17 protein-coding genes and 1 pseudogene are annotated in these 17,865 nt (G+C 70.3%); 11 read left to right on the top strand and 7 right to left on the bottom strand.

The genetic code is table 11. From position 1 onward, the window contains the following. The first annotated feature begins 316 nt into the window (after positions 1 to 316). From ACFY1U_RS25605 to ACFY1U_RS25590, 4 genes are read left to right on the top strand one after another with little or no spacing between them, the layout of a single operon-like run. Positions 317 to 1,138, top strand: a complete 822-nt coding sequence (locus ACFY1U_RS25605) for a glycosyltransferase family 2 protein (protein WP_390696471.1) — start codon at positions 317 to 319, stop codon at positions 1,136 to 1,138. Continuing rightward, the gene (locus ACFY1U_RS25600; RefSeq protein ID WP_390696470.1) at positions 1,135 to 2,121 is read left to right on the top strand and encodes a glycosyltransferase family 2 protein; all 987 of its coding nucleotides are present in this window, start codon (positions 1,135 to 1,137) and stop codon (positions 2,119 to 2,121) included. The genes ACFY1U_RS25605 and ACFY1U_RS25600 overlap by 4 nt, the downstream gene beginning before the upstream one ends. Then, positions 2,118 to 2,918, top strand: a complete 801-nt coding sequence (locus ACFY1U_RS25595; RefSeq protein WP_390696469.1) for a polysaccharide deacetylase family protein — start codon at positions 2,118 to 2,120, stop codon at positions 2,916 to 2,918. Before ACFY1U_RS25600 ends, ACFY1U_RS25595 begins: the two co-directional genes overlap by 4 nt. Further along, positions 2,911 to 6,768 (top strand): lipopolysaccharide biosynthesis protein, encoded by a 3,858-nt coding sequence (locus ACFY1U_RS25590; RefSeq protein WP_390696468.1) that lies wholly within the window; start codon positions 2,911 to 2,913, stop codon positions 6,766 to 6,768. Before ACFY1U_RS25595 ends, ACFY1U_RS25590 begins: the two co-directional genes overlap by 8 nt. 12 nt (positions 6,769 to 6,780) lie before the next feature. On the opposite strand, the gene ACFY1U_RS25585 is transcribed toward ACFY1U_RS25590, so the two are convergent. Beyond that, positions 6,781 to 8,202: a xylan 1,4-beta-xylosidase gene (locus tag ACFY1U_RS25585; protein WP_390696467.1), complete on the bottom strand. Its 1,422-nt coding sequence runs from the start codon at positions 8,200 to 8,202 to the stop codon at positions 6,781 to 6,783. A 119-nt stretch (positions 8,203 to 8,321) separates the two neighbouring features. Here ACFY1U_RS25585 and ACFY1U_RS25580 point away from each other — a divergent pair, with 119 nt between their 5' ends. Together ACFY1U_RS25580 and ACFY1U_RS25575 are read left to right on the top strand one after the other, a co-directional pair. Beyond that, positions 8,322 to 9,416, top strand: coding sequence for a DUF5925 domain-containing protein (locus tag ACFY1U_RS25580; protein ID WP_390696466.1), 1,095 nt, complete (start codon positions 8,322 to 8,324; stop codon positions 9,414 to 9,416). 23 nt (positions 9,417 to 9,439) lie between these two features. Further along, a complete protein-coding gene (locus tag ACFY1U_RS25575) occupies positions 9,440 to 10,210 on the top strand; it encodes a DUF72 domain-containing protein (protein ID WP_390696465.1) in 771 nt (256 codons plus the stop codon). Positions 10,211 to 10,315: 105 nt separating this feature from the next. On the opposite strand, the gene ACFY1U_RS25570 is transcribed toward ACFY1U_RS25575, so the two are convergent. After that, positions 10,316 to 10,684, bottom strand: coding sequence for a GntR family transcriptional regulator (locus tag ACFY1U_RS25570; protein WP_390696464.1), 369 nt, complete (start codon positions 10,682 to 10,684; stop codon positions 10,316 to 10,318). A gap of 71 nt (positions 10,685 to 10,755) precedes the next feature. Here ACFY1U_RS25570 and ACFY1U_RS25565 point away from each other — a divergent pair, with 71 nt between their 5' ends. Together ACFY1U_RS25565 and ACFY1U_RS25560 are read left to right on the top strand one after the other, a co-directional pair. Further along, complete coding sequence (locus ACFY1U_RS25565) at positions 10,756 to 11,688, top strand: GNAT family N-acetyltransferase (RefSeq protein WP_390696463.1); 933 nt, start codon at positions 10,756 to 10,758, stop codon at positions 11,686 to 11,688. Beyond that, on the top strand, positions 11,669 to 12,169 hold the full coding sequence (locus tag ACFY1U_RS25560) for a DUF402 domain-containing protein (protein WP_390696462.1): 501 nt from the start codon (positions 11,669 to 11,671) through the stop codon (positions 12,167 to 12,169). Before ACFY1U_RS25565 ends, ACFY1U_RS25560 begins: the two co-directional genes overlap by 20 nt. Before the next feature lie 5 nt (positions 12,170 to 12,174). On the opposite strand, the gene ACFY1U_RS25555 is transcribed toward ACFY1U_RS25560, so the two are convergent. After that, entirely contained in the window at positions 12,175 to 12,789 is a 615-nt protein-coding gene (locus ACFY1U_RS25555) for a class I SAM-dependent methyltransferase (RefSeq protein WP_390696461.1), read from the bottom strand. A 139-nt stretch (positions 12,790 to 12,928) separates the two neighbouring features. On the opposite strand from ACFY1U_RS25555, the gene ACFY1U_RS25550 reads away from it, so the two are divergent. Further along, a complete protein-coding gene (locus ACFY1U_RS25550; protein ID WP_099927776.1) occupies positions 12,929 to 13,063 on the top strand; it encodes a hypothetical protein in 135 nt (44 codons plus the stop codon). 52 nt (positions 13,064 to 13,115) lie between these two features. Here the strand turns inward: ACFY1U_RS25550 and ACFY1U_RS25545 are convergent. After that, a pseudogene (locus ACFY1U_RS25545) lies at positions 13,116 to 13,567 on the bottom strand (GNAT family N-acetyltransferase). A gap of 181 nt (positions 13,568 to 13,748) precedes the next feature. Between ACFY1U_RS25545 and ACFY1U_RS25540 the strand changes: the two are divergent. Continuing rightward, positions 13,749 to 14,741 carry a lytic polysaccharide monooxygenase gene (locus ACFY1U_RS25540; RefSeq protein WP_390696460.1) on the top strand — a complete coding sequence of 331 codons (993 nt, stop codon included), beginning with the start codon at positions 13,749 to 13,751 and terminating at the stop codon, positions 14,739 to 14,741. Between the two features lie 76 nt (positions 14,742 to 14,817). Here the strand turns inward: ACFY1U_RS25540 and ACFY1U_RS25535 are convergent, their stop codons facing one another. Beyond that, positions 14,818 to 15,687 (bottom strand): esterase/lipase family protein, encoded by an 870-nt coding sequence (locus tag ACFY1U_RS25535; protein ID WP_390696459.1) that lies wholly within the window; start codon positions 15,685 to 15,687, stop codon positions 14,818 to 14,820. Positions 15,688 to 15,860: 173 nt separating this feature from the next. Beyond that, a complete protein-coding gene (locus ACFY1U_RS25530; protein ID WP_390696458.1) occupies positions 15,861 to 16,307 on the bottom strand; it encodes a MarR family winged helix-turn-helix transcriptional regulator in 447 nt (148 codons plus the stop codon). A gap of 92 nt (positions 16,308 to 16,399) precedes the next feature. Between ACFY1U_RS25530 and ACFY1U_RS25525 the strand changes: the two genes are divergently transcribed. After that, positions 16,400 to 16,774, top strand: coding sequence for a cupin domain-containing protein (locus tag ACFY1U_RS25525; protein ID WP_390696457.1), 375 nt, complete (start codon positions 16,400 to 16,402; stop codon positions 16,772 to 16,774). Between the two features lie 193 nt (positions 16,775 to 16,967). Here the strand turns inward: ACFY1U_RS25525 and ACFY1U_RS25520 are convergent, their stop codons facing one another. Then, positions 16,968 to 17,864: an ImpB/MucB/SamB family protein gene (locus tag ACFY1U_RS25520; RefSeq protein WP_390696456.1), complete on the bottom strand. Its 897-nt coding sequence runs from the start codon at positions 17,862 to 17,864 to the stop codon at positions 16,968 to 16,970. Position 17,865 lies beyond the last annotated feature (1 nt).

Here is a 17,865-nt window from a genome sequence, read left to right as displayed (position 1 = left end):
CAATCGTCAATACCGTTGTATATCTCACCCGCATCGGTCCATCATCGAGCGGCCCAGGGGAGGGCTCAGGACCGCGATGGTTCCCGGCGTGGGGCGCGGTAGGGGGGTGCCGTGCTCGGTGACCGCACTTGTGACCGGGTCGTGCCGCGCGACCGGCTGCCGTTCCACGGCAGACGGGCAGCTTTGCCAGCTCGCCGTCGGCGTGCACGGAGATCCATTTCGTCATTGCCACAGGCGTGAAACCCCCCTTTCGAACCGGACACATAACCGGGCCGCCCAGGGGCGGGCGGTCCACCGGACGAGAGGGACCAGACTCATGAGTTCTGTTCTGCGGCCGGCGGCCACGGACCAAGGTCCGTCACTTGCCGGCCGATACCGGCCGATCTCCTCTCACCTGGCCATCGCGCCGCCGGTGAGTGTGGTGATTCCCGCCATGAACGAGGCGGAGAATCTCCCGTACGTGTTCAAGACACTTCCGGACTGGATACACGAAGTCGTTCTGGTGGACGGCAATTCCACGGACGACACCGTCGAAGTGGCCCGTGACCTGTGGCCGAACGTCAAGGTCGTCGAGCAGCAGGGCAAGGGCAAGGGGGATGCCCTGATCACGGGGTTCGAGGCGTGCACCGGCGACATCATCGTGATGGTCGACGCGGACGGCTCGGCCGACGGCAACGAGATCGTGTCGTACGTGTCCGCCCTGGTCTCCGGCGCGGACTTCGCCAAGGGCTCCCGCTTCGCCAACGGCGGCGGCACCGACGACATGACGTTCATCCGCAAGCTCGGCAACTGGGCGCTGTGCACCATCGTCAACCGCAAGTTCGGCGCCCGCTACACCGATCTGTGCTACGGCTACAACGCGTTCTGGCGGCACTGCCTGGACAAGATCTCCCTGGACTGCACGGGCTTCGAGATCGAGACCCTGATCAACATCAGAGTGGTCAAGGCGGGGCTGAAGGTGCAGGAGATCCCGAGCTACGAATACCTCCGCATCCATGGCGCGAGCAATCTGCGGGCCGTGCGGGACGGGTTCCGGGTACTCAAGGTGATCCTCAAGGAGCGGTCGAACCGGCGCGAGCTGCGCAGTCAGGAACGCCACTCGCCGATGCTCGACTCGGTGCGGGGAGAGGTGTCTTGAGCGATCTCGACATCTCCGTCGTGATCTGCGTCTACACCGAGGACCGCTGGGAGGACATCCTCGCGGCGGTCTCCTCGGTGCGCGCGCAGTCCCGCCCCGCACTGGAGACCCTGCTGGTCGTCGACCACAATCCGGCACTGCTGGACCGTCTTTCCAAGGAGTACAAGGAAGTCGAAGAGGTCCGCGTGCTCGCCAACGCGGGCCCCCGCGGGCTGTCCGCCGGCCGCAACACCGGTATCGCGGCCGCGGGGGGCGAGGTGATCGCGTTCCTCGACGACGACGCCGTGGCCGAGCGGGAGTGGCTGCGGCGTTTCGCCGAGGGGTACGCGGATCCGCGGGTGATGGCCGTCGGCGGCCGTACGATGCCGATCTGGGCCTCGGGCCGCCGTCCTGCCTGGTTCCCGGAGGAGTTCGACTGGGTGGTGGGCTGTACGTACAGGGGGCTGCCGCCGGGCCTGGTGCGGGTGCGCAACGTCCTGGGCGGCAACGCCTCGTTCCGCCGTACGGCGTTCGACGCCGCCGGGGGCTTCGCGACCGGTATCGGGCGCGACGGCGACAAGCGGCCGCTGGGCTGCGAGGAGACGGAGCTGTGCATCCGGCTGACCCGCGCCAGGCCGGACGCGATCCTGCTGATCGACGACCGTGCGGTGATCCATCACCGGGTGCCCGAGGCGCGTGAGCACTTCGGGTACTTCCGCACGCGCGCGTACGCCGAGGGCCTGTCCAAGGCGCTGGTGGCGCGAAGTGTGGGGGCGGACAAGGGACTTGAGTCCGAGCGCCGCTACGCCACCCGGGTATTGCCGGCCGGTGTGGTGCGGGGTCTGCGGGACGCGGTGCTGGCCCGGCCGGGCGGTGCGGGGCGGGCGGGTGCGATCGTCGCCGGGGTGCTGACGGCGGCGGGTGGGTACGTGGTGGGGAGCGTCCGGGCCCGCAAGGGCGGTGCCACCTTCTCCGTGGTCGGGATCGAGGGGGGATCTCAATGAGCGAAGCGCCCGTACCGGTTCTCATGTACCACTCGGTCGCGACCGCGCCGAACGACGCGACGCGTGCGCTGTCGGTGGCGCCCGAGGCGTTCGCCGAGCAGATGGCGATGATCGGCGACCTGGGTCTCACTCCGGTCAACACGGCTGATCTGGCGGCGAGTTGGCGGTCGGGCCGCTCGCTGCCGCCGCGTCCGGTGCTGATCACCTTCGACGACGGCTACGAGGGCGTCCACCGGCACGCCCTGCCGGTGCTCGCCAAGCACGGCTTCGCGTCCACGCTGTTCGTCTCCACCGGCTGGATCAAGGGCGCGCACGACACCGGGGGCGGCCTCGACACGATGCTGGACTGGGAGCAGGTGCGCGAACTGGCCGCCGCCGACGTCGAGATCGGCGGCCACAGCCACACCCACCCGCAACTGGACCAGCTCGACGACGACTCGCTGCGGCACGAGCTGATCCACTGCAAGGAGATCGTCGCCGACGAACTGGGCACCGTCCCGGCCTCCTTCGCCTACCCCTACGGCTACTCCAGCCGCCGGGTGCGCGAGGCGGTCCGCGAGACGGGATACGCCCAGGCGCTCGCCGTCGGCAACGGCCTCGCGCGCCGCCGGCAGGGGCCGTACGCCCTGCAGCGTGTGACCGTGCGCCGCAGCACGGGCATCGAGGAGTTCGAGCGGCTGGTCGAGGGCCGTTCGATCGCCCGCACCTTCGCCGGGGACCGCGCCCTCACCAAGGGGTACGCCCTGGTCCGCAGAGCACGACAGGTCCGCCGGAAGGCCATCCGTTCCCGTGTCTGACACGACCACAACGACCGAGGCGAAGCAGCCCGCGACCGAGGCGCCCGAGCAGTCGGGGCGCCGTCTTCGGCTGCCCGGGCTGGGCAGCTCCAGGGGCGGCAGCCCGCTGTTCCGCAACGCCTACGCGCTGATGCTCAACACCGGCATCTCCGCGGTGCTGGGCCTGGGCTACTGGCTGATCGCCGCCCGCTACTACTCCGAGTCGGCGGTGGGCCAGGGTTCGGCCGCGATCGCCGCGATGAAGCTGCTGGCCGGGCTGACGGCGGTGACACTGACGGGTGCCCTGGCCCGCTTCATCCCGGTCGCCGGGCGCGCCACCGGACGGCTCATCTTCCGTACGTACGCGGCGAGTTGTGTGGTCGTGTCGTTCGCGGCGGGCATCTTCCTGCTGACGCTCAGCACCTGGGGGCCGTCGTACAGCTTCCTGCACGGGCCGGTCAAGGGCCTCGGTTTCATCATGGCCGTGGCCTCCTGGAACCTGCTGACGCTGCAGGACGGGGTGCTGACCGGGCTGCGGAGTGCGCCGTGGGTGCCGGTCGGCAACACGGTGTTCTCGGCGGTGAAGCTGGCGCTGCTGGTCGGACTCGCCGCCAGCATGCCCACGACCGGTGTGTTCGTGTCCTGGGTGCTGGCGATCGCCACCTCCGTGGTGCCGCTCGGCCTGCTGGTGTTCCGGCGGCTGGTCCCCCGGCACATCGAGGCCACGCCCGACCATGCGAAACCGCCGACGCTGAAGGAGATCGGCAGGTTCCTGGCGGGCGACTACACCGGCTCGCTGTTCTCGCTCGCCGTGGTCTATCTGATCCCGGTGATCATCGCCTCGCAGGTCAGCTCCAAGGACAACGCGTACTTCTACATCACCACGACGATCGGCGGCACGGTCAATCTGCTGGCCATCAACATGGGTGCCTCGCTGACCGTCGAGGGCTCGCACGATCCGGGCCGGCTGTCCGCCAACACCCGGGCGGCGCTCAGGCGGATGGCGCGGATCATGCTGCCGATCTGCGGGCTGCTGTTCATCGGCGCTCCGTGGATCCTCGGCGTCTTCGGCCAGGGCTACGCGGACGCGGCGACGCCGCTGCTGCGCTGGTTCGCGGTCGGCGCGCTGCTCAGGGTCGTCATGGAGACGTACTTCGCGGTGCTGCGCGCGCAGAGCCGGACGGCCGGACTGGCCTGGCTGCAGGGCCTGTTGTGCGTCCTGGTGCTCGGTCTGACGCTGCTGCTGCTCCCCCGTATGGGGCTGACCGGCGCGGGCGTCGCCGAGATCTCCTCGCTCGCGGTGATCGTCACCATCGCCGCGCCCAAGCTGTACCGGACCGTGCGGGCCGCACCGGCCGATGCCGTGCCCGAGGAGACGGCACCCGACGGGGACCTCGCCGACCTGGGGGCGAGCGAGGTCCCGGCCGTCGAGAAGCCCCGCAGGCGGGGTCCCGCCTGGGCGCTGGACACGGACACCCTCGCCCTCGGCATCCACGTCGACTTCGACCACGTGGAACGCCGTCCCGACGTCCGCCCGGGCCCGGGCACGCCGCCCACCGGCACACCCCTCGCACGCGTCGACCACCGGCCGACCTGGGCGAGGAACCCGGAGGTCGGGCTGCCCGTAGAAGAGCGCGAACCGGGTTCCGAGGCCTCCCTGGGGCCGGCCGAGACGGAGGTGGACGCGCCCTTCGAGACCGAGTTCGAGCCGGGCTTCGCCGCGGGCTTCGACCGGGGCCTCGCCAGGAGCTTCGACGCGGGCGAGGAGGTCGTACGAGAGGCGCAGGCGTCGCTCGTACCGGATGAGGCGCCCGTAGGAGGGTCCGAACCGCCGCCGCTCTCCTGGCGGGAGCGGTTGCGGCCCACCCGCCTCGGAGTCGTCCTCGGCTGTCTGCTGGCGGCCGCGCTGCTGCTGTACTGGGTGCCCGCGCTGCGCCTGGGCGAGGCCGACCTGGACCGGATGGGCGGGCTGGGCCTGATCTCGGTGCTGCCGCTGCCGACGCTGGTCGGGGCGGCGCTGCTGGTCGCGGTGTTCGCCTCGCTGCTGTGGCTGGGCCGGGAGCACAAGGCGCTGTTGCTGGTCACGCTGGTGGCGACCGTGGTGTCGCTGCATGCGCTGCCCGCGGTGATCGAGACCGAGCCGCGGTTCCCGACGGCCTGGCAGCACCTCGGGTTCCTCGACTACATCGACCGCACCGGGTCCGCCGTACCGGACCTGGACGCGCGCTGGAGCTGGCCGGGCTTCTTCGCGGTGGCGGCGTTCGTCACGAAGGCCTGCGGAGTCACCGACCTCACGGAGCTCATCCGCTGGTGGCCGCTGACCATCCAACTCCTGTATCTGGCCCCGATGTTCCTGCTGGTGCGCTCCCTGCGGGCGAGCTGGCGCGCCAAGTGGACCGGCATCTGGATCTTCGTGCTCAGCAGCTGGGTGGGCCAGGACTACTTCTCCCCGCAGGGTTTCACCTACCTCCTCTACCTCGCGTTCGTCGCCGTCCTGCTGGTCTGGTTCCGTGAGCCGCGGGTGATCTGGACGAGGAAGCGGCCGGGCGAGGCGGAGGTCGAGCCGGCGAACCGGCGCCAGAAGGCCGTGCTGCTCGGGGTGCTGATCGGCCTGTTCATGGCGAGCGTCCCGGCCCACCAGCTCACGCCGTTCGTGATGCTGGGCGTGCTCGCGGTGCTCGTCCTGATCGGCAGGTCCGAACTGCGCGGCCTGCCCGTCCTGTTCGCCGTGGTGGTGGCGGTGTGGATCGGCTTCATGGCCGAGCCCTACTGGTCCGGGCACTTCAACGAGCTGTTCGGCGGGGTCGGCGGCGTCGGCAGCAATGTCTCCACCTCGGTCTCCGGCCGTATCCAGGGCGGCGACTCGACCCACAAGCTGGTCCTGTACGCGCGCGTGCTGCTGGCCGGCGGTGTGATGGCGTTCGCCTGCTGGGGCTGGTGGCGGCGGCGCGACCACAAGTACCGCGAGCGCTCGCTGCTGGTGCTGACGTTCGTCCCGTTCCTGGGCTTCGGCATGCAGTCCTACGGCGGCGAGATGGCCCTGCGCGTCTTCATGTTCGCGGTGCCGGGCGCGGCCCTCCTTGGCGGCCTCGCCCTGTTCCCGCGCACCGGCGTCACCGCCGAGGAACGCGACAAGGACCGCGTGAGCCTCGCCCCGCTGGCCGCGCTGATGGCGGGACTGGTCCTCATGGGCGGCTTCCTGGTGGCCCGTTGGGGCAACGAGCCCTTCGAGCGGGTCCGGCCCGGCGAGGTCGCCGCCATGGACTACGTGTACGCCCACGACAAGCCGACCGTCCGTCTGCTGTGGCTGAGCAACGACACGGTCAACGACGTGACCCCGGCGATGCCATGGGGCGCGAAGGACATGGAGCGGGTCAACTACGTGCCCACGCTGGCGCCCGCCGACCCGGTGCTGGTGTCCGGCCTGGTCAAGGCGCTCAAGGACGCGGGCCCGAACTCGTATCTGATGGTCAACGCGGGCCAGACGACCTATCTCCGGATGGACGTGGGCTACTCGGACACCTGGGAGCCCCGGCTGCTGCAGAACCTGGACCAGCGGCCCGAGCTGAAGAAGGTGTACGTCAACGACGACGCCACCGTCTACGCCCTCAGGAAACAGCCCGAGGGCAAGGTGCCGAACCCGAATCCGGGTCCGATCGGGCCGATGATCACCTGGACGCCGTGGTCGGTCGTCGGCGCCCTGGCCGCCCTTGCGCTGATCGTGCTGCTGACGGCGCGCGAGGTGGTACGGGTGGCGGTGCGGCCGAGTGTGCGGCAACTGCGATGGCTGCAGAGCACCTTCTGGTTCTCGCTGCCGCTGCTGGCGGTGCTGCTGGCCTCGCTGGTGCAGAGGTTCCTGACGATGAAGTGAGCGTGCGGTGGCTCAGCGCGTGAGCCACCGCACCTCGTACGCCTGCATCTCGAACCGCTTCCCGTCGACCTTCGCGCTGATCGACCGGCCGATGGTGTTGACCACCAGGACCGTCCTGTCGGTGGCGAGAACGCGGACGTTGGGCACGTCGTCCGCGGCGACGGAGACGCTCGTGTACTTCGTGCCGGGCGGGAAGGCCCGGTGGAAGCGGGAGACCAGGTCGAACATGGGCAGCTTCCTGCCGCCGTCCGCGCTGTCGGTCGGCGTCCACATGCAGCCCGCGCAGTCCCTGCCCTTCTCGTCCTCCGGGTTCCAGTAGAAGCCTGAGGAGGCGCCGCCCCTGACCATGGCGATCATTCCGGCGGCCTGGACGGCGACGCGGCGGGTCTCCGACCAGCCCTTGCGGTCGTCGTTGCCGTCGGCGGGCTCGACGTAGTACTCGGACCACCACAGCGGGAGATTGCCGGTCTGCTGCCGCACCCACGTGCCGACAGCGGTGAACTTGTCGGTCGCCGCGAACTCGTTCGGCAGCATCTCGTCGTCGTTGGTGTAGCTGGAGCCGTCCACGACGACGAAGTCGGCGCCCGCCTTGTTCTTGTTCCAGTAGTCGAAGGCGTCGAGGACCCGCTGGTCCATGGCGCCCCACGGGCCCTTGAAGGTCTTGGATGCCTCGTCCGCGCGCGGGTCGACACTGTCCATGACCAGGTAGGGCCCACCCACCATGATGTTCTTGTCGACCTTCTTCAGGGCCTTGTAGACGAGGTTGTAGAGCTGGGTGTAACCCTCGTAGTCCCAGCGGCCCTTGGCGTCGTTCCAGAAGCCCTTGAACTCGTTCCAGACGATGAAGTGGCGTACGTCCGGATAGCGCTTGGCGACGGTCGCGGCGAGCGCGGCGAAGTCCGCGTAGTGCTCGGGCCGCGGGGCGGTCTCCAGCGCGGACCGGCTCCAGTCGGTGTTGTCGACGCCGGCCTTGCCGCCCTTCATCCAGTCCGGGGAGCAGCACAGGGTGACCACCGGGGTACCGCCGGACTTGCGGATGAAGTCGATACGGCGGTCCATCGCGTCGAAGTCGTAACGCCCCTTCAGCGGCTCGGGGTTGTCGGCGCCCCAGCCCATGAGTGCCTGGTCCTGCGGCATGCCCCCGGCGTCCGAGATCAGCCCCTCGACCCGCTCGGTGGCGGCGGAGCTGCCCTCGTCGGCGCTGTACTGGGTGTGTGTGAAGCCCCAGCCGACCTCGGGTCTGTCCTGGTCGGGCGGGGTCACCGGGGTGCCGTGCACCGTGTCGCCGTTGCGCGAGGTGCCCGCGGTGCTGCCACCGCCCCCCGGAAGCGTGTTGATCAGGGTCACGATCAGAGCCAGTGCGGCCACGCCCACGCCGAGCAGCGCGGTGAGCCGCCACCGTCGTGCCCCCGAATTCCACTCATGACGTCCCATCGAGGGCAACAGTAACCGTCGGAATGCCAGGTATGGCAGAGGTTGTAGCAAACAGACACCCGGGACAGAGCGGGGGAAATCCAGTGCGCGGAGCGCCCACGTGCCGGATCATGGGCGCCATGTCTGCGAACCCATACGACGCTCTGCCGATCCGGCTCAACGTCGACGACAGCGACTCGCCGTCCGACGTCGTCGACGCGCTGTTCCTCGGCCGCTTCGCGACGGGCGAGCAGCCGTACTCGCATGCGTCGAACATCGACCGCGTCCGCTCCGGGGCGACGCTCCTGCCGCCGGGCGCCCGGGTGCTGCGCATGGCCCGTGACGACGACCGCAGCGCGACGCTGGCGGAGGGCGACGGCTGGACGCTGCTGATCTCCCGCTGGAACCGCGGCGCCGACGTCACGGTCACGGCGACCAGCGCCGAGCTGGCGCAGAAGGTCCTCGACCAGGCCACGGAGGGCGCGGCGGACGAGCCCGAACCCCAGCCGGAGAACGTGACGATGGGCTTCTGGTACGTCTCCCCGAGGCGCGGCCCGCACCGCACGACCCGGCAGATCTCCGCGGGCACCTGGGACGAGGTGCGGGAGAACTACACGGCGCCGGTGGCGCACGCGATGGACCGCCTGATGAGGACGACTCCCGAGGACATCGCGGGCCGTCTGCTCCTGCTGCACGGCCCGCCGGGCACCGGCAAGACCTCCGCCCTGCGCACACTGGCCCGTTCCTGGCGGGACTGGTGCCAGGTGGACTGCGTGCTCGACCCGGAGCGTCTGTTCTCCGACGTCGGCTATCTGATGGACATCGCGATCGGCGAGGAGGACGGCACGGGCAAGGGCCGCTGGCGGCTGCTGCTCCTGGAGGACTGCGACGAGCTGATCCGCGGGGAGGCCAAGCACACGGCGGGCCAGGCCCTGTCGCGGCTGCTGAACCTGACCGACGGCCTGCTCGGCCAGGGCCGCAATGTCCTGGTGGGCGTGACGACCAACGAGGACCTGGAGCGACTGCACCCGGCCGTGGTCCGCCCGGGCCGCTGTCTGGCCCGTATCGAGGTGGGGCAGCTGACCCGCGCGGAGGCGGTGAACTGGCTGGGCACCGAGGAGGGCGTGGGCCGCGAGGGCGCGACCCTGGCCGAGCTGTACGCACTGCGCCGGGGCACCTCTCCGACGGCCCTCCCGGAACCGCGGGACGGGGCGGACGCCGGGCTGTATCTGTAGGCGACCGGTGTTTTGATGGACGTATGACCCTGTTCGTCGGAACGTCGGGGTGGCAGTACAAGGACTGGCGGGAGGTCTTCTACCCCGCCGAGGTACCCATGCGGCTGTGGCTGGAGGAGTACACGGAGCACTTCGCCACGGTGGAGATCAACAACGCTTTCTACCGGCTGCCGACACGGGAGAACTTCGAGGCGTGGCGGGAGCGCGTGCCGCGGGACTTCGTGGTGGCGGTGAAGGCGAGTCGCTACCTCACCCATATCAAGCGCCTCAAGGATCCCGAGGAGCCGGTCGACCGTCTGATGAGCCACGCGACGGGCCTGGGCGACCGTCTGGGGCCCGTGCTTCTGCAGCTCCCGCCGACGCTGAAGGCCGACGCGGGGCTGCTGGACGCGTGCCTGGCCTGCTTCCCCTCGTCGACCCGGGTCGCGGTCGAACCGCGTCACGACTCCTGGTGGACGAAGGAGGTACGCAGGGTCCTGGAAGCCCGGGGTGCCGCCCTGTGCTGGGCCGACGTCCAGGCCCGCCCCGTCACTCCGCTGTGGCGCACGACCGACTGGGGCTACGTCCGCTTCCACCAGGGCCGCGCCCACCCGTGGCCGCACTACGGCCGCCGCTCCCTGGAGACCTGGGTGGACCGGATCGCGACCACCTGGTCCGACCGCCGGGACGTGTACGCCTACTTCAACAACGACCCCGGCGGGGCGGCGGTGAAGGACGCGGTGACTTTCAGCAGGGCGGCCACCAGAGCGGACCTCACGGTAACGCGCACACCGGAACTGACCACCCGGCGGTAACAGCAGCGCCCCAAAGGGGCGCGGGGAACTGCGCGAGCAACCACAACTGACCGGCACACGATCGACGGCCGACCGCAGTGCCAAGAGCACCCCCGGAGGGACCGCTCACCCCTCGTAAGCCGCCCGCAGGGCATCCCGCACGGCGGCCAGCGCCGCCTCCTCGCCCACCGCCAGCCGGCGAGCCCGCTCCACGTAAGCCTGCGCCGCCGAGGCCAACTCCCGCTCCGCCGCCGAGCCCGCGGCAGCGACGAACGTTCCGTTGCGCCCCCGCGTCTCGATCACCCCGTCGCTCTCCAGCGCCCGGTACGCCTTGGCGACGGTGTTCGCCGCGAGCCCGAGCGACTCGGCCAGTCCCCGCACGGTCGGCAGCCGGTACCCCACCGGCAGCACCCCCGACCGCGCCTGCTCGGAGATCTGCGCCCGCACCTGCTCGTACGGCGCGGCACTGTCGTCGATGTGGATCTTCAAGGTCACGCTGCCGATTGTCCCGCACCGGCCCGAAAATAAGAGGCACCCGGGTGAGCCTTCCCCGTAGCGTGCGCCCAATGACTGTGACCGTGCGCGATCTCCGCCCCGACGACCGGGCCGACGTGGAGGGCTTCGCCCATGTCCGCCATCTGGCCCTTCCGCACATCCTGTGGACCCCGGACGCCATCGTCCACCGCCTCGCCCACACCCACCCCGACGCCCGCTTCAGATCCCTGGTCGCGGAGGAGGACGGCGAGGTCGTCGGCACGGCGCAGGTGCAACTGGCGCACGACAGCCCGGAGCCGGGCCAAGGCATGCTCAACATCTATGTGCACCCGGACCGCACCGGCCGCGGCGCCGGCGATCTTCTGGTCCGCGCGGCCGAGCAGCACCTCACCGAGCACGGCGCGACCAAGCTGTTCGCCTGGGTCCTGGACGAGCCCGCCAACCGGGCCTTCGCGGAACGGCGCGGCTACCGCGCCAGCCGCTCCGCCCATTTCCTCCGCCTCGATCTGACCGACGGGACGCTCCCGCCGCTCCAGTCCGCGCCGCCGGGCGTCGAGTTGCGCTCCGCGGCCGACTTCGCGGACGATCCGCGCCCGCTGTTCGAGCTGGACGCCGCGACGACGTCGGACGAACCGAGCGATGTCGACGCCGAGCTCAGCGACTACGAGACCTGGATCGAGGAGAGCTGGAAGGCCCCGCTGCTCGACCGGGAGCTGACCACGATCGCGCTCGTCGAGGCCCGCCCGGCCGCCTTCAGCGTGGCCTGGACGGACCCCGCCACCGGCCGCTACGCCACCGCCATGACCGGCACCGCCCGCGCCTACCGCGGCCGCGGCCTGGCCAAGCTGGCCAAGAACGCCTCCCTGCACCGCGCCCGCGCCGCCGGATACACGGTGGCGCTCACGGGCAACGACTCCGGGAACGAGCCCATGCTCGCGATCAACAAATGGTTCGGATACGAGATCTGCGCATCGGAGGTGCGGTATGTCCGCGAACTCGCCTGACGGTCCGGGGCAGTTGGACGTCGTCCTGGTCAAGGCGGGCCGGACGAAGATCCGTTACGCGGCGGAGCTGCTCGGCGACGACGGTATGCGCGTCGTCGTCCGTGCGCCCTGGGCGGGTGACGGCGTGCGCGACTTCGGGTTCGTCCGCTTCGAGCAGGGCGACGTCTTCACGGAGTACTACTGGCGCGACCGCTGGTACGCCGTGAAGGAGGTCAGAAACTCCGAGGGCACCCTGAAGGGCTGGTACTGCGACGTCACCCGCCCGGCCACGCTCTCCGGCACGGAACTGGTCGTCGAGGACCTCGACCTGGACCTGTGGCACTCCGCGGACGGCAGGGACGTCCTGCGGCTGGACGAGGACGAGTTCGCCGAGAGCGGCCTGGCGGCGACGGACCCGGAGGCCGCGGCCGCCGCCGTCGCCGCCCTGGACGAGCTGGAGTCGCTGGCCCGCGAGGGCGGCTTCGCCGCACTGCTGGCCTGAGGGACTCACACCAGCGCCACCACCGCGTACCGCTCGTCCGTCACCTCCTTCCCCCACAGCTGCGTCTCCTGCGACAGCTGTTCCAGCCGCACCTCAGCGGCGAGCGGCGCGAGGAGACCGGTGAGCACGCCGGCCGGTATGCCGGCCGGCGTGACCGTCCCCCACACGCCCTCGACCAGCACGAGCCGGCCTCCGGGGCGCACCAACTCCCGCCAGTGCCGCAGGACCCGGCCGGGGTCGGGCAGCGCCCACAGCAGATGCCGTACGAGCACGACGTCGAAGCGCTGCTCCCCCACCGGCGGCGCCGTCGCGTCACCGACCAGGAACGCCGCGTCACGACCGGCCAGCTTCTCTCTCGCGAGATCGATCATGGCCGGCGAGCTGTCCACCCCGGTCACATGGTGTCCCTGCTCGGACGCGAGGAGCGACAGACTGCCGGTGCCGCAGCCGAGGTCGAGGACGTCACTCGTCCGCTCCGGCAGCCAGGAGCGGAGCCGCTCGGCCCAGGCGCGGCGCACCTGAGGGTCGCGCAGACCGTGATCCGGTTCGTCGTCGAAGGAGGCGGCCTCCGCGTCCCAGTCCACAGCCGCCCAGCTCAGCGCGTCATTGTCATTCGTCATGCGCCCAAGAGTGACACCCGCCACTGACAGTCGATTCGTGACAGCCACCACAGACAGACCCCGACCGATGAGTCAGTCTCCCCGAAAGGGTCTACCTCCGTGAGAACACGGAACCCGGTAGGCGCTGAAGGAGGCAGCCATGCGCCGCACCACCGTGCAGAAGCCCCTGAGGAAGACGGACTCCCGCAAGGTCCGCGAGGAGGCCGACGAGCGCCCCTCCGGGCGCCCGGAGGTCCGCAAGGACATCGCACGAACGTGGTGGCCGGACGGCTGAAGCAGCCGGTCCAGCCAATCAGTCCAGCCCACCCATCAGTCCAGCCCACCCATCAGTCCAGCCGCTTGCGGTAGTGGATGCGGTCATAGGGGCCGTCCACCCGCCGCTCGACGACCTCATAGCCGAACTTCGGATAGATCTTCTGGTTCTCCCACATCATCGCGTTGGTGTAGAGCCTGACCTCGGGCAGCCCGAGCGCACGCGCGCGTGCGTCCACGAACTGCAGCAGCCGTCGCCCCACCCCCCCCTGCCGTGCGCCTCGGGGTGGACGGCGATGTTGTCGAGGTACAGATGGTCCGTGCGCTCCTCGATCACGACCAGGCCGATCACGGGGTCCCCCGTCACGAACACCCTGCCCGCGGCCACGTTCGCCGCGTGGTCCGCCTCCATGGGCTTCGGCACCACCCCGATGCGTTCGATGTAGTGGTGGTAGGCGGCATCGGTCACGGCCTTCACGGCCGGTACGTCGGCGGCGACGGCCGCCCGGATCTCCTCGTCGGTCATGCCGCGCACGGTATTACCTGATCCCAGGCTGAGCACTCCCTTAACGGCACCATAAGGATCTCCATCACCCGCCTCCAGCAGGCGATTTCACGGTTTCTTCGGGCTAGCTTCTGATCGCGCCCCACGGGATTCACCCCCGCGATCCGCCCCACGCATCAGGACCGTTCCGAGGAGATTCCGCATGCCCGCACGCCGCCGCAAGGTCGCCGCTCTCACCGTCCTCGGCGTCGCCCCGCTCGCCCTGACCGCCCTCGCCGCTGCCCCGGCGTCCGCGCACGGCACCATGGGCGACCCGGTCAGCCGGGTCGCGCAGTGCTACGCGGAGGGCCCGGAGAGCCCGAAGTCGGACGCGTGCAGGGCGGCGGTCGCGGCCGGCGGCACCCAGGCGCTCTACGACTGGAACGGCATCCGGATCGGCGACGCGAACGGGCAGCACCGGACGCTGATCCCGGACGGCAAGCTGTGCAGCGCGAACAACGAGGAGTTCAAGGGGCTCGACCTGGCCCGCGCCGACTGGCCGGCGACGAGGGTGAGTGCGGGTCCGTACACCTTCAAGTACCGCGTCACCGCCCCGCACAAGGGCACCTTCAAGGTGTACGTCACCAAGGCCGGCTACGACCCGGCACACCCGCTCGCCTGGTCCGACCTGGACCTGGAGCACCCGGTGGCGACGGCCACCGACCCGGTCGCCTCGGGCGGCTTCTACACCTTCTCCGGCACCCTCCCCCAGCGCTCCGGCAAGCAGCTTCTGTATGCGATCTGGCAGCGCTCGGACAGCCCGGAGGCGTTCTACTCCTGCTCGGACGTGAGCTTCGGCGGCGGTGGCGCCGGCGGCAGCGGTACGACAGGCAGCCCGTCCCCGGCGCCGGCCGCCTCCGCCCCCTCCGACCAGCAGATCGAGGCGGGTGCCGACAAGTCGACGGTCGAGCACCACGGTCACGGTGACGCCGACGCGAGCACCTCCGCGGACCCGTCGACGGCCGCTGCCGCGGCCAACGAGCCCACGGCGGCCGGGACCTCGGAGAACCTCGCCGAGACGGGCGCCGCCGACAGCACCTCGTACATCGCCATCGGTGGCGCGGCCGCCCTGGCGGTCGGTGCGGCGGCGTTGTTCCTCTCGGTCTCCTCGGTCCGCCGCCGCGCGACGGGCGACGGCGGACGGCACGGCCGCTGACGGGGCGGCCGCTGACGGGGCGGAAAAGCGCGGGGCCTGTCCGGCGGCTCAGGTCGGACAGGCCCCGAGAGGTGCGTCAGCTCAGCGCCGACGCACAGGTGGTGGCGGAGGCGTGTGCCGGGTCGAGGGCATTGGCCGCCTCGTGGAAGGCGATCCGGTCGGTCAGGCCGATCAGGGCGTGCTCGGAGAGGTCGAGCGCGCACAGGTTCTGCAGCAGCACGTTGTGCACGTCGGAACCGCTCAGGAACTGACTGCTGTACGGGGTGACCACCTCGTCGTACTTGGTGGCGATGACCGTGTAGTGGACGCCGGGAACGGTGTCCCCGCCCGCGTTGAGCTTGGTGAGGAACGCGGATCCGACGATCTGGTCGGCGAGCCCGGGGGTCGAGGCGGAGATCAGGTCCGCGGCGCCGGGGAAGTACGGCAGCAGCCGGGTGAACCCGTCGAGGTCGGTGCCGTGGTTGTCGGGTGCGATGCCGACGAGGGCGTTCACCTTGGCGGCCCCGCCGAGGAACTTGAGGTAGTAGCGGGGCATCATGCCGCCCTGCGAGTGGCCGACGAGGTCGACCTTGGCGGCACCGGTCGCGGCGAGCACCTTGTCGACGTAGGCGGACAGCTGCTCTGCCGACTTGTCGATGGGGCCGAGGCCGTAGAAGACGGGGACGTTCGGCAGCTGGCCGTAGTCGAAGGAGAAGACGCAGTAGCCGCGATCCTCCAGATACGGGGCGAGGGCCAGCCAGTTGTCGACGGAGTTGGCGAGGGTGCCGTGGACCAGGACGACGGGCCGGGGATGGGTGGCGGACGGCTTGCAGGAGTAGTCGTTCCAGCCGCTCGACGAGGTCGCGGCCGTGTCGGCGGCGTGGGCGGCGGTGGCGGGGACCGTGGCGACCGCGGCGGTCAGCAGCAGCGCGGTCAGGGGTCTGAGCACTCGTTTCCAGGGCAGCATCGTGTGATCTCCTTGCGGCTCAAGGGAGTTGCGATGGCCTTACGCCCTGTGATCCGGATCACGAAGGATGCTGTTCACTCGTCAAGTTACGGGCGAGTAGTGCAAGTGTGAAGTTACGCGTCAGTAAAAACTTCCAGTGATAACTGACTCGCCAGTAGCCGGGGTTCGGACCCTCACCAGGCAGGCCGGATGGGCCCGTAGGGTGCAATACGCCCCAACTGCCCGCCCAGCGCCCGCACTTCAGCCTCACCGAGCACGGCACTCCACTCCCGCACCACCTCCGCGGCAGCCTCCTCCGCGGCCCGCGTGCAGGCCCACCCCCGCTCGGTCAGCACGATCAACCTGGCACGGGCGTCCACGGGGTGCGCCCGGCGCTCGGCATACCCCTTCCGCACGATCTCGTCGACGAGTTGGCTGGCCGCCTGCTTGGTGACACCGAGGTGGGCCGCGAGGTCGGTGACCGTCGCGCCGTCCGGGGCGAGCCGCGCGAAGGCGAAGCCGTGCGCAGGCCGCACTCCCTCGAAACCGCGGGCGACGACGCCCTCGTTGACGCGTTGCGTGAGCTCACCGGCGACGGCGAGCAGGGCGGCGGACAGGGCCATGGCCTCGGAGTTGTGCACGGAGGCATTGAAACACCCTTGACGGAATGGTCAAGCAGCTTGACTATAGAACAGATAGTCAAGCTACTTGACCATATGGATCGGAGTCAGCCATGCCCGTCATCCGCACGTCCGAAGCCGTCACCCACGAGATCCACGGCGCCCGTTTCGTCTCGTACGCCGGCCCGCTCACCGGAAGCAAGGAGCTGTGCGCCTGGCGCGGGGAGATCCCCGCCGGGACCAAGGCGCCGGTTCACACCGTCAGCCGTGAGGAGATCTTCCATCTCCTCATCGGGGAGCTGCTGATCACCCTCGACGGCCGCACGGACCGCATCACCGCGGGGGACACGGTCATCGTCAACCCCGGCGCGACCCTCGGCGTCGAGAACCCCACCGATCAGACGGCGATCTCCTGGGTCACCACGTCCATCGGCCTGGAGGCCGTATTCGCCGACGGCACCCGCATCACTCCCCCGTGGGCCAACTGAGACCCATGCCAGGGACTCGTACATGCCGTACGCCGTGTGCGACCCAGTTGACGACGGCAGCCGGCGGGTCGATGGGCCGGACAGGCCGTGCCAGGTGACCATCTTCCGGCCGCCTGCGGCGAAGGCGATCAGGTCGGGATCGCCGGAGGCCGTACCGGAGGAAGCGGCCGGTCCGGGTGCAGGTGGTGCCCGATCAATTCGCGAGGGCCGCCGGCCGCACGGCCTGCGGGCCGAAGCGGCGGCGGGCCCGGTCGGCGGCACGCTCTGCTGCGCGGGCCCGGTCGTCACCCGGGTCCAGGGACAGCTGGCGGTAAGCACTGCCGGCGGACAGCAGGTCGTCGGCGCGGATTGCGTAGGCACGGACGCGGGCTCGTTGCAGTCCCAGTGCGGCCAGCAGGCCCAGGGCGGTTGCCGCGATGGCGGGTGAGTGGCTTGTGGGCTCCGGCATCGTGTTCGTACGCGTGGTGGAGCTGCGGTCGGCGTAGCGCACCGTGAGACTGAGCCTCCGGGCGATCTGGTTCTCCCCGCGCAGGCGTTGGCCGATCTGGTCGGCGAGTCCCAGGACGGCCTGGTGGTGTTGTGTCGGATCGAGACGGTCCCGGTCGAGCACAAGGTCGGCGGTCAGGTGCGCCGCAGGCTCCTTCGGGGTGACCGGGCGGGGGTCGTAGCCGCGGGCACGTTCGGCCAACAGCCGCGCCTGAGCAGCACCGAGGAGCCGCTGCAGGGTCGCGGCGGGCAGGTCGGAGACCTGACCGATGGTGTGCAGGCCGTACCTGGCGAGGGCACTGGTCGTGACACGGCCGATCCCGGGCAGTGCGGCGACCGGGCGGGGATACAGCCATTCGACGGCCCTCTCGGCCGGGACCCAGGTGGTGTCTCCCGGCGCGGACGCGTCGGCCGCCATGGAGGCCAGCATGCGGTTGCCCGCGAGCCCGGCACTGCTGTCGATGCCGTAGAGAGCCTTCAGCCTGATCTTCGCCAGTTGGACCACGTCGTAAGGAGACAGATCGAAATATCGGAGCGCCGAAGTCAGATCCAGCTGAACGGCGTTGGGCGGCACCGCCTGGACATGGGGCGTGATACCAGACATC

Source organism: Streptomyces sp. NPDC001351, assembly GCF_042896045.1.
Lineage (GTDB): Bacteria > Actinomycetota > Actinomycetes > Streptomycetales > Streptomycetaceae > Streptomyces.
This window is presented reverse-complemented; position numbering and strand designations above follow the sequence as displayed.

Coding starts and splice junctions, on each gene's coding strand:
- ACFY1U_RS25605 (WP_390696471.1), top strand. CDS start 317: ATGAGTTCTGTTCTGCGGCCGGCGGCCACGGACCAAGGTCCGTCACTT.
- ACFY1U_RS25595 (WP_390696469.1), top strand. CDS start 2,118: ATGAGCGAAGCGCCCGTACCGGTTCTCATGTACCACTCGGTCGCGACC.
- ACFY1U_RS25585 (WP_390696467.1), bottom strand. CDS start 8,202: ATGGGACGTCATGAGTGGAATTCGGGGGCACGACGGTGGCGGCTCACC.
- ACFY1U_RS25580 (WP_390696466.1), top strand. CDS start 8,322: ATGTCTGCGAACCCATACGACGCTCTGCCGATCCGGCTCAACGTCGAC.
- ACFY1U_RS25575 (WP_390696465.1), top strand. CDS start 9,440: ATGACCCTGTTCGTCGGAACGTCGGGGTGGCAGTACAAGGACTGGCGG.
- ACFY1U_RS25565 (WP_390696463.1), top strand. CDS start 10,756: ATGACTGTGACCGTGCGCGATCTCCGCCCCGACGACCGGGCCGACGTG.
- ACFY1U_RS25560 (WP_390696462.1), top strand. CDS start 11,669: ATGTCCGCGAACTCGCCTGACGGTCCGGGGCAGTTGGACGTCGTCCTG.
- ACFY1U_RS25555 (WP_390696461.1), bottom strand. CDS start 12,789: ATGACGAATGACAATGACGCGCTGAGCTGGGCGGCTGTGGACTGGGAC.
- ACFY1U_RS25550 (WP_099927776.1), top strand. CDS start 12,929: ATGCGCCGCACCACCGTGCAGAAGCCCCTGAGGAAGACGGACTCCCGC.
- ACFY1U_RS25540 (WP_390696460.1), top strand. CDS start 13,749: ATGCCCGCACGCCGCCGCAAGGTCGCCGCTCTCACCGTCCTCGGCGTC.
- ACFY1U_RS25535 (WP_390696459.1), bottom strand. CDS start 15,687: ATGCTGCCCTGGAAACGAGTGCTCAGACCCCTGACCGCGCTGCTGCTG.
- ACFY1U_RS25525 (WP_390696457.1), top strand. CDS start 16,400: ATGCCCGTCATCCGCACGTCCGAAGCCGTCACCCACGAGATCCACGGC.
- ACFY1U_RS25520 (WP_390696456.1), bottom strand. CDS start 17,864: ATGTCTGGTATCACGCCCCATGTCCAGGCGGTGCCGCCCAACGCCGTT.